Genomic DNA, 11,087 nt, shown 5'->3' with positions numbered 1-11,087 from the left:
GAGGGTCGGCGGCGGAGCGGGGCACGAGCCCCCAGCGGGCGCCGGCCAGCCTGCGGCGCGGCGGGCTGCCCTCCTCCACGCCCTTCATCGATTCGGCGACCACGGCGATCCGCTGGGTCGGCGCGATGTTCCAGGAGGGCTCCGGCAGGTCGGCGCCCGGCTCGTCGATGTCGAAGAGGGCCACCAGGTCGGCGGCGGACTGCGAGAGGACGAACCGTCCGCACATGGGTACTCCTGAGGTGCTGTGCTCGGTCTCCGCCGATTCCGAGCGATGAAAACGAGGGACTTTCGATGAAATGACGCCGATAGTCGATCAGCGTGCGTACGATTGTAGGAACCCCGATCGAAGGAGCCCGCCGTGCCTCTTGGAAATCTCGTCGACCGCCCTTTCGGCGAATCGCCCCAGGTTCGCAACGAACCCGTACAGGTGCGCAGCGCCGCCAGGCTCGCTTCCCTCCTCGATGCGGCGGCCGCCGTCGTCGATGAGGTCGGCTTCGACCGCCTCACCACCGCGATGGTGGCCGAGCGGGCGGGAGCCGCCATCGGCACCGTCTACCGCTACTTCCCCGACCGCATCGCCGTCCTCCAGGCCCTGCGCGAGCGGGCCCTCGAGCGCTTCCGGCGGAGGGTCATCACCGGGATCCGCGACACCCAGCCGAACAACTGGTGGGGGGCGGTCGACTGCGCGATCGACGCCTTCTGCGAGATGCACCGTCATGAGCCCGGCTTCCGCTCGATCCGCTTCGTGGACACGATCCACGCTCCCGAGGTCGCGGGCGAGGCTTTCGAGGCCGGCTTCTTCGCCCGCCGCTTCGCCGAGATCCTCGCCTCCGAATACGGTCTGCCGGGCGGCGCCCAGCTCTCGTTCCGGCTCGAGGTGACCATAGAGGTCGCCGATGCGCTGCTCACCCGCGCCTTCCTGATCGATCCGAACGGCGACCAGCGGTTCATCGACGAGAGTCGCGCGCTGCTCCGCAACTACATGACCGCCTACTACGGCGACGTCGACGAGGGCTAGCGTCCGCTCGGCTTAGCTCTTTCCGCGGCGTCCCGCAACACTCCGCCGTCCAGGTTGGCAGGCGGCTCCAATTGGTGTTTTGCTGGCCACCGGGTTCCGATCGGCGCCCGACGGGTCGAGGCGGTGCCGACGGGCACGGCCCGGCGCAGGAGCGACGCAGTCGCACCGGAGGGCGCGGACGCTGAGGCGGGAGCGGGCTCCGGAGCGGGGCGCGCGCAGGAGCGAGGGCAGCACGGTCGTGATCGAATTCCGCGGAGTCAGCAAGCAGTACCCGGACGGCACGCGTGCCGTCGACGACTTCTCGCTCGTCCTCCCGTCTCGGCAGACCACGGTGTTCGTCGGGTCGTCGGGTTGCGGCAAGACGACGATCCTGCGGATGATCAACCGCATGATCGAGCCGACGTCGGGCACGATCGAGATCGACGGCGAGGACATCTCGTCGCTCCCCGCGGTCGCCCTGCGCCGGCGGATCGGCTACGTGATGCAGAACTCGGGTCTCCTGCCGCACCGGCGGGTCGTCGACAATATCGCCACCGTGCCGCGCCTCACCGGCGTGGCCAAGAAGACGGCCCGGGCCCGCGCCCTCGAGCTGATGGACACGGTCGGTCTCGACCGTTCGCTCGCCACTCGATATCCGAGCCAGCTCTCGGGCGGCCAGCAGCAGCGCGTCGGAGTCGCGCGCGGCCTGGCCGTCGACCCCAACATCCTGCTGATGGACGAGCCGTTCGGGGCCGTGGACCCGCTCGTGCGCGCCGACCTCCAGCGCGAGACGCTCCGCCTCCAGGACGAGCTCGACAAGACCGTCGTCTTCGTGACCCACGACATCGATGAGGCGTTCCTGCTCGGCGATCAGGTCGTCATCCTCGAGAAGGGCGGCCGGATCGCGCAGAAGGGCACGCCCGCCGAGATCCTCGCCCGACCGGCGAGCGAGTTCGTCGCCGGCTTCGTCGGCGCCGATCGCGGCAAGCGCTCGCTGCGGATCGAGGAGCACGACGGCGTGCGCGTCGTCGTCGACGGCGATGGACGTCCGACGGGGGTGCTGCGAGCGCAGGACGGTCCCGCCGAGTGAACTGGGTCGTCAACAACACGGACGCGATCGTCGCGAACCTGCTGGCGCACCTGGCCCTGTCGGTGCCGCCGATCGTCCTCAGCTTCCTCGTCTCCCTCCCGTTCGGCTGGTTCGCGAACCGCTACCGCTGGAGCCGTGGCGCCCTCCTGACCGGCATGGGGGTGCTGTACGCCATCCCGTCGCTCGCGATGTTCATCCTGCTGCCGGTGCTGCTGGGGATCCCGCTGCGTTCGACCGCCAACGTGATCACCGGGCTCACGCTCTACGGGGTGGCCCTGATGGTGCGGACGACCTCGGACGCACTCGGAGCCGTCTCGGAGGACGTGCGTCAGTCGGCGACCGCGATGGGCTACTCCGCGTGGGCGCGCTTCTGGCGGGTGGAGTTCCCGCTGGCGGGACCGGTGCTGCTCTCGGGCTTGCGCGTGGTGACGGTCAGCACCGTCAGCCTCGTCACCGTGGGCGCCGTGCTGGGCATCCAGAGCCTCGGACTGCTGTTCACCGACGGGTTCCAGCGCGGGATCACCGGTGAGATCGTCACCGGCATCGTGCTCACGATCGCGCTGGCGCTGGTGCTGGACGCGCTGCTGGTCGTGCTGGGGCGCCTCCTGATGCCCTGGACCGCGGTCGACCGGGTGCGCCGTGCGCGGCGACCGGTCGTTGTCGAGACGGCGGTGACGACGTGAACCTCCTCGCCGACGCGCTCGCCTGGATCGCCGATCCGGCGCACTGGACCGGGGTCTACGCGATCCCGACCCGCGTGGCTCAGCATGTAGGCATCAGCCTCCTGGTGCTGGTGATCGCGGCGGCGATCGCTATCCCGATCGGCTACCTCATCGGGCACACCGGGCGGGGCAAGGGCCTCGCCGTCCCGCTGGCCGGCGGCCTGCGCGCGCTGCCCACGCTCGGCGTGCTCGTGCTCGCCGCGATGAGCCTGGGCCTCGGGCTGGGTGCTCCGGTGATCGCCCTGGTCGTGCTCGCGATCCCGTCGGTGCTCGCCGGCGCCTACTCCGGTCTGGAGGCTGTCGACCGGCGCACGGTCGATGCCGCCCGCGCACTGGGCATGACGGAGTGGCAGATCCTCGCGCGGGTCGAGATCCCGCTCGGGCTGCCGCTCCTGATCGGCGGGCTCCGCTCGGCGACGCTGCAGATCATCGCGACGGCCACCCTCGCCGACTACATCGGGGCGGGCGGGCTCGGCCAGTACATCTTCCGCGGAGTGAAGTCGGGCGACTACCCGCAGATGCTCGCGGGCTCGATCCTCGTGATCGTGCTGACGCTGCTCAGCGAGGTGCTGTTCGCCGTGCTCCAGCGGCTCGCCGTGCCCCGCGGAGTCGTGCTCGGACTGGCCGGCACCGCCGGCCGTACAGGTTCCCGCGCCTCGTCGCCCCGACGACGCGCGGTGATGGGAATCCCCATCGAAGAAGGGAAATAGCAATGTTCACAGCACATTTCACGAAGGGCCGTGTCGCGCTCAGCGCACTCGCGGTCGGTGCCGTGGTGGCACTGGCAGGGTGTTCCTCGAGCGATCCGCTCGATGAGGGATCGGGTGCGACTGCGGGCTCCGAGACCATCGTGGTCGGCTCGCAGGACTACTACTCGAACGAGATCCTCGCCGAGATCTATGCCCAGGCACTCGAGAACGACGGCTTCACCGTCGATCGTCAGCTGCGCATCGGCCAGCGCGAGATCTACCTGCCCGAGATCGAGAGCGGATCCATCGACGTCTTCCCGGAGTACGACGGCAGCCTCCTCCAGGCGCTCCAGCCCGATGCGACGGCCACCACCGCCGACGACGTGTACACCGCGCTGGGTGAGGCCCTGCCCGACGGCCTGCGCGCCCTCGACGCGGCCGACGCGAGCGACCAGAACTCGTACACCGTCACCCAGGCCTTCGCCGATCAGTGGAAGCTCACCGACATCGCGTCGCTGAAGAACGTCACCGATCCGATCGTCCTGGGTGGCAACTCCGAGCTGCAGACCCGCCCCTACGGACCCGAGGCTTTGCAGTCGAAGTACGGCATCGCGACGACCTTCCAGGCGATTGAGGACAGCGGCGGATCGACCACCGTCGACGCGCTCACCAGCAATCAGATCCAGCTGGCGAACATCTACACCGCCGACCCGAACATCCAGAAGAACGACCTGGTCGCGCTCCAGGACCCGGACGGCCTGTTCGTCGCGGACAACGTCGTGCCGATCGTGTCGAGCAAGATCACCGACGACGCTGCCGAGGTGCTGAACGCGGTCAGCGCGAAGCTCACGGCGGAGGACCTGGTCTCGCTCAACTCCGAGAGCGTCAACGAGCAGAAGTCCGCGTCGGCCATCGCCGGCGAGTGGCTCAGCTCGGCCGGTCTCGTCGGCTGAGCGTCGCCGCTCCCGGGTGGAGGCGCGTCACTCGTCGAGGTGACGCGCCTCCGCTCTGCTGAGGAGCTTCTTGCCCAGCAGCACGAGCAGGGCGAACACGACGATCACGGCGACGAACACGTAGCCGGCGCCGTGCAGGCTGTCGGAGAGCTCGCGATAGCTGCCCGCGGCGGCCGCGCCCACTCCGACGTAGGCGCACGACCAGAGCACGCAGGCCGGGATCGTCCAGGCCATGAAGGTCCGATAGCGCATGCCGCTCATCCCCACGGTCAGCGGGATCAGTGAGTGCAGCACGGGTAGGAAGCGCGAGAGGAACACGGCGATCCCGCCGCGCCGGGCGAGGTAGCGCTCGGCCCGCAGCCAGTTCTTCTCGCCGAGGCGGCGGCCGAGGCGCGATGCGCGGATCCGGGGTCCGAACAGGCGGCCGAGTGCGAAGCCGACGGACTCGCCGCAGAGAGCGCCGACCACCACGGTGATCGCGAGGGCGAGGAACTGCAGCGGGCTGGTCACGCCGGTCGCACTGACGATCACGACGGTGTCGCCCGGAACGATCAGCCCGGCCAGGATCGTGGTCTCGAAGAAGATGGCGAGTCCGGCGAGCAGCGTCCGCCACACGGGCGGGACGCTGACGACGGCGTCGAGGATGCCGGTCAGCGCGTCGTTCACGAGCTGACCTCTGGGCACGTTCGGCCACCGACGGCACGGCTCGGGATGCTCGGCATGGCTCGATCGTACGGGCGCGCGGCTGGGCGGGGGCAGGGCTGCGCCCGGGAGGCCGGTGGGTGGCGCGGCGGCCGGATCGCGGGCTGCTACTCGAGGCCGGGCAGAACCACGGCGCGCACCGCCTCCGAGAAGCGCGCATAGCCCGCGTCGTCGAAGTGCAGGCCGTCGTCGACGAAGAGGGAGCCGTCGACGGCGCCCTCGGGCGTGAGCAGGGCACCGGCGGTGGGCACGAAGGTCACGCGGTCGTCGGTCTCGGCCCACGCTCTGATCGCGCTGTTCGCGGCACGCACCTCGTCGCGGACTGCGGCGCGGGCGGGGGTCTCGGCGATCTCGATGTAGTAGAGCGCGGCGTCCGGAGCGACCTCCTCCAGCCGCTGGAGGTACTCGACGACCGCTTCGGCCGTATCGGCGCCACTGCGGGAGTCGGCCTCTCCGCTGATGTCATTGGCCCCCACGTAGGCGATCACCGCGCGGGGGTCGAAGGGGGCGACCATCTGGTCGAGCCAGGCGAGGTGATCGGCGACCGTCGTGCCGCCGATGCCGATGTTGTACGTCTCGAGTGGGCGCAGGTCTTCCTTCGAGGTGGTCCAGCGGCCGATCGTCGAGCTGCCGGTGAGGACGACGCTGTCCTGCGGGTACCCGGCCGCGAAGCGCTTCTCGAGTCCGGCGATCCGCTCGGCCATGTCGACGGAGGAAGGGGCGGGGGAGGAGGGGCCGGCGTCTCGTCCTGTGTCACGGGAGCCGAGAGCGAGCGCGGTCGCCACGACCGCGAGGAGCACCGCAGCGGCGGTCAGCCCCACCACGAGGGGGCGGCGGCGCGACTCACGAGGGCGGCCGGTGGTCGTCTCTGGGCTCATCCGTCGATCATCGGGCATCGGGGCGGTCGCGGGCAGCCCCTGCGGACGCGCGGGTCGTACATCCGCCGCCCGAACATTCACTCGAGACTTCACAGGAGATGCACAGGCGTGCAACACTGGCCCATCGCCTCCGCCACTGTCGTCGCCGGCCGACTCATGACGGACGACTACGGACGAGGTTTCATGGCACGCGCACGCATCACCTGGGTGGACACCGCCAAGGGCATCGCGATCGTCCTGGTCGCCCTCGCCCACTCGGTGCAGTGGACCACGACAGCGGGTCTCGCGCCGGACGCGTGGAACGACATCAACCTGCTGCTCATCACGTTCCGGATGCCGCTGTTCTTCCTCGCGTCCGGCCTCTTCGCCGGATCGGTGCTCAGCCGCACCTGGCCCGAGCTCTGGCGGTCGCGCCTGAGCCTGCTGGTGTGGACGTTCCTGCTCTGGTCGGTGGTGCGCTTCGTGTTCTTCCTGGTCGTGCCCAATCCGGGCGGGACGGACGAGTCCGACCCGGTGGCGCTCCTCCTCCAGCCCGTGATGCCGCACAATGGCCTCTGGTTCCTCTACGCGCTGACGATCTTCTTCGTGCTGGCCAAGCTGGCCAGAGGCCGGGTCGATTGGCGGGTGCAGATCGGTCTCGCGACCGCGATAGCCGTGGTCTGGTACGCGGTCCGCTCCACCACCTCGGAGGGGACGGGCAACATCGCCTGGGACGGCATGGCCCGCTACCTGATGTTCTTCCTCCTCGGCCTGCACCTGCGGTCGGCCGTGATCGCCTTCGTCGAGCGCCGCGGGATCGTCAGCGGACTCGGCTTCGGCGTGCTCTTCCTCGTGCTCGCCGGCGGCATACTCGCTGTTCGCGGGCGCTTCCCTCTGCTCACGGTGGGCCTGGTCGTGGTCAGTGTGCTGGCGGTGCTCGCCGGGCTGATCGTCGCGCGGTTCCTCTCGGATCGGCGCGGCGCCCGCTGGATCACGTTCATCGGCCGCAACACGCTGCCGGTGTACGTGGTGCACGTGCTGTTCGTGTCGCTCGCCACGAGCGCTCTGCTGCTCTTCGAGGGTCAGCGCTGGCTCGATGCAATCGCCCCTGCCGTGCCGCTCGTGGTCTGCGCGGTCGGCGTCGCGGCCGCCCTGGGCTACTGGCGCCTCACCCGCGACCTCCCCGTGCTCGCCTACGGCTTCCGCGCTCCGCGCTGGTTCGCCGGCACCACCTCCCGCCTCGGCGCGCGCTGATCCGCGCCGTCGTGAACGGATTCCCACGCTAGGTTCCACGGATGTGCGGCTGGGAATCGACTGGGGACCAGTGAGACGATCCCTCAGTGCGGCGGGGCTACCGGGATCGCTCGGCGTCGAGAGGCCGGTGGACAAGGGGACGACGGAGGCGAGGGCCGCTCGGCCGCGACGACGGGGGCGAGTCGCTCGACGTCGAGAGGGTCTGTCTCGACGTCGAGCGATCGCTCGGAAGAGAGTCGCGCCGGTGGCGGAGGACACACCCCGTCAAGGGGGACTCCGGCGGGTCGCCGAGGCCCGCACATCCGCCCCAGTGCTGCGATCGGCGGTCATCGCGCGCGGCTCAGAGACCTACTCTCGGTGCTGTGAACGAACTCCTGGACCCGCTTCTGCTGTCGAGATGGCAGTTCGGTCTGACGACGATCTACCACTTCCTCTTCGTTCCGCTCACGATCGGCATGGCGCTCACCGTCGCCATCTTCCAGACCTGCTGGGTGCGCACGGGGAAGGTGCACTACCTCCAGCTGACGAAGTTCTTCGGCAAGCTCTTCCTGATCAACTTCGCGATGGGAGTGGTGACCGGCATCGTCCAGGAGTTCCAGTTCGGGATGAACTGGAGCGACTACTCGCGCTTCGTCGGAGACGTCTTCGGCGCTCCGCTCGCCTTCGAAGGGCTGCTCGCCTTCTTCCTCGAGGCCACCTTCATCGGCCTGTGGATCTTCGGCTGGGACAAGCTCCCCGAGAAGGTGCACCTCGCGACCATCTGGCTGACCACGCTCGGTACGACGCTCTCGGCCTACTTCATCATCGCGGCGAACGCCTTCATGCAGAACCCGGTCGGGTTCCGGATCAACGAGACGAAAGGCCGCGCGGAGCTCACCGACATCTGGGCACTGCTGACGAACAAAGTCGCGCTGGCCGCCTTCCCGCACACGATCTTCGCCTGCTTCATGGTCTCGGCCGCGGTGATCATCAGCGTCGCCGCCTACCACCTCTCGCGGAACCAGCACCTCGAGACCATGCGACCCGCACTGAGGTTCGGCGCCTGGATGATGCTGATCAGCGGCGGGCTGACCCTTGTGACGGGCGATTCGCTCGGCCTCGCGATGGTCGACACGCAGCCGATGAAGATGGCGTCCGCGGAGGCGCTGTACACGACTTCGACGGGGGTCGACGCCTCCTTCTCGGTCTTCACCTGGGGCACACCCGACGGGTCGAGCGAGCTCTTCTCGATCCGCATCCCGTATCTACTCTCGTTCCTCTCGACGCACACCTTTACCGGCACCGTCGAGGGCATCAACGACCTCCAGGCCCAGTACACCGAGGTCTACGGTCCGGGTGACTACACGCCGATCATCTGGGTCACCTACTGGTCGTTCCGCTGGATGATGGCGCTCGGAGTCCTCGCGATCGGCGTGGCCGCGGCCGGCCTCTGGTTCACCAGGAAGGGCCGCGAGCCGAAGCGGTGGATGTGGAAGATCGCGATCTGGGCGGCTCCGCTCCCGCTGCTGGCGATGATCGTCGGCTGGGTCTTCACCGAGATGGGCCGCCAGCCGTGGCTCGTGTTCGGGCTGCTCAAGACCGCCGACGGCGTCTCGCCCGGAGTGAGCGGGCTCGAGGTCCTGATCTCGCTGGTCGCTTTCACCGCGATCTACGGGACGCTCGCCGTGGTCGAGTTCCGCCTGATCAAGCGCGCCGCGCAGGCCGGCCCCGATGATGCTCCCGAGATCGACGAGGAGAGCGGTCGTCCGCAGCTCGTCGGCACGGTCTACTAGGAGGCAGCTGCCATGGACTCGGTCTTCTCCTTCGATCTGGCCACGCTCTGGTTCTGGATCGTCGCCTTCTTCTTCATCGGCTACTTCGTCCTCGACGGCTTCGACTTCGGGGTCGGCATGTCGCTGCCGTTCCTCGGCCGCGACGACACCGATCGCCGAGTGCTGATCAACACGATCGGGCCGGTCTGGGACCTCAACGAGACCTGGGTCATCGTCGCCGGCGCCGCCCTCTTCGCGGCGTTCCCGGAGTGGTACGCAACGCTGTTCAGCGGCTTCTACCTCCCCCTGCTGCTCATCCTGCTCGCGCTGATCGCGCGCGGCGTCTCGTTCGAGTACCGGCACCAGCGGCCGGAGACGGCGTGGAAGACCCGGTTCGACACGATGATCGTCGTCGGGTCCGCGGTGCCGGCCTTCCTCTGGGGCGTGGCGTTCGCGAACATCGTGCGGGGCGTTCCGATGGATGCCGACCACAACTACATCGGCACGGTCGTCGATCTGCTGAACCCGTACGCGCTGCTCGGCGGCGCGACGACCCTTCTGCTGTTCTTCGTGCACGGCGTGGTGTTCGTCTCCCTGAAGACAGAGGGCGAGATCCGCGAGCGGGCACGCCGACTGGCGACCAGGGCCGGTCTGCTGGCCATCGCGGTGGCCGTGGCGTTCCTCGGCTGGACGAACCTCGAGCAGGGGAGCACCGCCTCGTGGGCCCTCTCGATCGCCGCCGCGGTGACCCTCGTCGGCGGCTGGCTGGCGAACATACGCGGGCGAGAGGGACGGGCGTTCGCCCTGCTCGCCGCCACCATCGCGTTCGCCGTGCTCGCGCTGTTCACCACACTCTTCCCGGCGGTGATGCCCGCCTCGAACGTGCCCGCCTACGGGCTGACGATCGAGAACGCCTCGAGCACGCCCTATACGCTGACGGTCATGAGTTGGACCGCCCTGGTGTTCGTGCCGCTCATCGTCGGCTATCAGGCCTGGACCTACTGGATCTTTCGCAAGCGCATCAGCCGGGCGCACATCCCGGCCGACGCGCACTGAGGTGAAGCCGCTCGATCCGCGCCTGCTCCGCTACACCCGCGCGGCCCGTGTCTTCCTGCTGCTCGGCGGAGCCTCGCGCTCGCTCGCACCCTGGCGATCGTCGCCTTCGCGTGGCTCGTGGCGCAGTTGGTCGCGGGAGCCGTCGACGGGCGCAGCGCCTCGGACCTGGCGCCGCTGCTGGCTGCACTGCTCGCCGTGGTGGCGGTGCGGGCCGGGCTCGCGTGGGCGACCGAGGTGAACGCCGTGCGCGGCGGGGTGGGCGCGAAGGCCCAGCTGCGCCGTGCGGTGCTCGCCGCGATGACAGAGCTTGGGCCGTCAGGGCGGCCGGAGGGCGGCTCGGGAGGCGCGGTCGCGCTGCTCGGCGGCGGACTCGACGCGCTCGACGGCTACTTCGCGCGCTACCTGCCGCAGTTGATCGCGACCGCGGTGGCGACTCCGCTGCTGACCCTCGTTGTGTTCCTCGCGGATCCGCTCAGCGCGCTCTTCCTGGTGGTGACCCTGCCGCTGATCCCCGTGTTCATGGTGCTGATCGGCTGGGCCACGCAGGCGGTGCAGAATCGGCAGTGGGAGCGGTTGCAGGCGCTCGCCTCCGGGTTCGTGGACACGGTCGGCGGGCTGGCGACGCTGAAGATCTTCGGCAGGGCGGAACGGCAGGCGACGCGGATCCGGGCGCTGACCGAGGACTACCGCGTGCACACGATGAAGGTGCTGCGGATCACCTTCGTCAGCGGGTTCGTGCTCGAGCTGGCCGGCTCGCTCTCGGTCGCGCTGGTCGCCGTCTCGATCGGGCTGCGGCTCGTCGACGGCTCGCTCGGCCTGGCAGTGGGGCTCTTCGTGCTCGTGCTCGCACCCGATGTGTTCCTTCCCGTGCGCCAGGTCGGAGCCGAGTTCCACGCGGCGGCGGACGGCGTGCAGGCGGCAGACCGCGCCTTCGCGGTGATCGAGCGCGCGGCGGCGCTCCCCGCAGAGGCGGCGGCGGACGCGGTGAGCGGCGACCTCGAGCTGCGAGGCCTCGC

12 protein-coding genes are annotated in these 11,087 nt (G+C 69.4%); 9 read left to right on the top strand and 3 right to left on the bottom strand.

What is annotated here, in order from left to right; translation table 11 throughout:
• Positions 1-226 (bottom strand): SOS response-associated peptidase family protein (locus tag ACH61_RS11560; protein ID WP_161489659.1); only part of this gene is annotated, 226 nt, incomplete at its 3' end.
• 201 nt (positions 227-427) lie between these two features.
• On the opposite strand from ACH61_RS11560, the gene ACH61_RS11555 reads away from it, so the two are divergent.
• From ACH61_RS11555 to ACH61_RS11535, 5 genes are all read left to right on the top strand, one after another.
• Complete coding sequence (locus ACH61_RS11555; protein WP_236713653.1) at positions 428-1,018, top strand: TetR/AcrR family transcriptional regulator; 591 nt, start codon at positions 428-430, stop codon at positions 1,016-1,018.
• Positions 1,019-1,256: 238 nt separating this feature from the next.
• Entirely contained in the window at positions 1,257-2,087 is an 831-nt protein-coding gene (locus ACH61_RS11550; protein ID WP_068212217.1) for an ABC transporter ATP-binding protein, read from the top strand.
• Positions 2,084-2,770, top strand: coding sequence for an ABC transporter permease (locus ACH61_RS11545; RefSeq protein ID WP_068212216.1), 687 nt, complete (start codon positions 2,084-2,086; stop codon positions 2,768-2,770). The genes ACH61_RS11550 and ACH61_RS11545 overlap by 4 nt, the downstream gene beginning before the upstream one ends.
• Positions 2,767-3,519: an ABC transporter permease gene (locus ACH61_RS11540; protein WP_068212215.1), complete on the top strand. Its 753-nt coding sequence runs from the start codon at positions 2,767-2,769 to the stop codon at positions 3,517-3,519. Before ACH61_RS11545 ends, ACH61_RS11540 begins: the two co-directional genes overlap by 4 nt.
• A 2-nt stretch (positions 3,520-3,521) precedes the next feature.
• Complete coding sequence (locus ACH61_RS11535; protein ID WP_068212214.1) at positions 3,522-4,451, top strand: glycine betaine ABC transporter substrate-binding protein; 930 nt, start codon at positions 3,522-3,524, stop codon at positions 4,449-4,451.
• A 27-nt stretch (positions 4,452-4,478) separates the two neighbouring features.
• Here ACH61_RS11535 and ACH61_RS11530 read toward each other — a convergent pair whose 3' ends face one another.
• Complete coding sequence (locus ACH61_RS11530) at positions 4,479-5,117, bottom strand: DedA family protein (RefSeq protein WP_068212212.1); 639 nt, start codon at positions 5,115-5,117, stop codon at positions 4,479-4,481.
• A 143-nt stretch (positions 5,118-5,260) separates the two neighbouring features.
• A complete protein-coding gene (locus ACH61_RS11525; protein ID WP_068212210.1) occupies positions 5,261-6,031 on the bottom strand; it encodes a GDSL-type esterase/lipase family protein in 771 nt (256 codons plus the stop codon).
• A gap of 108 nt (positions 6,032-6,139) precedes the next feature.
• Between ACH61_RS11525 and ACH61_RS11520 the strand changes: the two genes are divergently transcribed.
• From ACH61_RS11520 to ACH61_RS11505, 4 genes are all read left to right on the top strand, one after another.
• Entirely contained in the window at positions 6,140-7,264 is a 1,125-nt protein-coding gene (locus tag ACH61_RS11520) for an acyltransferase family protein (RefSeq protein ID WP_068212208.1), read from the top strand.
• Positions 7,265-7,626: 362 nt separating this feature from the next.
• Entirely contained in the window at positions 7,627-9,036 is a 1,410-nt protein-coding gene (locus ACH61_RS11515) for a cytochrome ubiquinol oxidase subunit I (RefSeq protein WP_068212206.1), read from the top strand.
• A gap of 12 nt (positions 9,037-9,048) precedes the next feature.
• Positions 9,049-10,071 carry a cytochrome d ubiquinol oxidase subunit II gene (gene cydB / locus ACH61_RS11510; RefSeq protein ID WP_068212205.1) on the top strand — a complete coding sequence of 341 codons (1,023 nt, stop codon included), beginning with the start codon at positions 9,049-9,051 and terminating at the stop codon, positions 10,069-10,071.
• Positions 10,072-10,188: 117 nt separating this feature from the next.
• Positions 10,189-11,087, top strand: an 899-nt coding sequence (locus ACH61_RS11505) for an ABC transporter transmembrane domain-containing protein (RefSeq protein WP_269085075.1), incomplete at its 3' end; no start/stop codon positions are given.

Source organism: Rathayibacter tanaceti (genome assembly GCF_001634385.1).
Lineage (GTDB): Bacteria > Actinomycetota > Actinomycetes > Actinomycetales > Microbacteriaceae > Rathayibacter > Rathayibacter tanaceti.
Note: the sequence above shows the minus strand (reverse complement) of the source record. Positions and strands in the feature narration are given on the sequence as shown.

Coding starts and splice junctions, on each gene's coding strand:
- ACH61_RS11535 (WP_068212214.1), top strand. CDS start 3,522: ATGTTCACAGCACATTTCACGAAGGGCCGTGTCGCGCTCAGCGCACTC.
- ACH61_RS11525 (WP_068212210.1), bottom strand. CDS start 6,031: ATGAGCCCAGAGACGACCACCGGCCGCCCTCGTGAGTCGCGCCGCCGC.
- cydB (WP_068212205.1), top strand. CDS start 9,049: ATGGACTCGGTCTTCTCCTTCGATCTGGCCACGCTCTGGTTCTGGATC.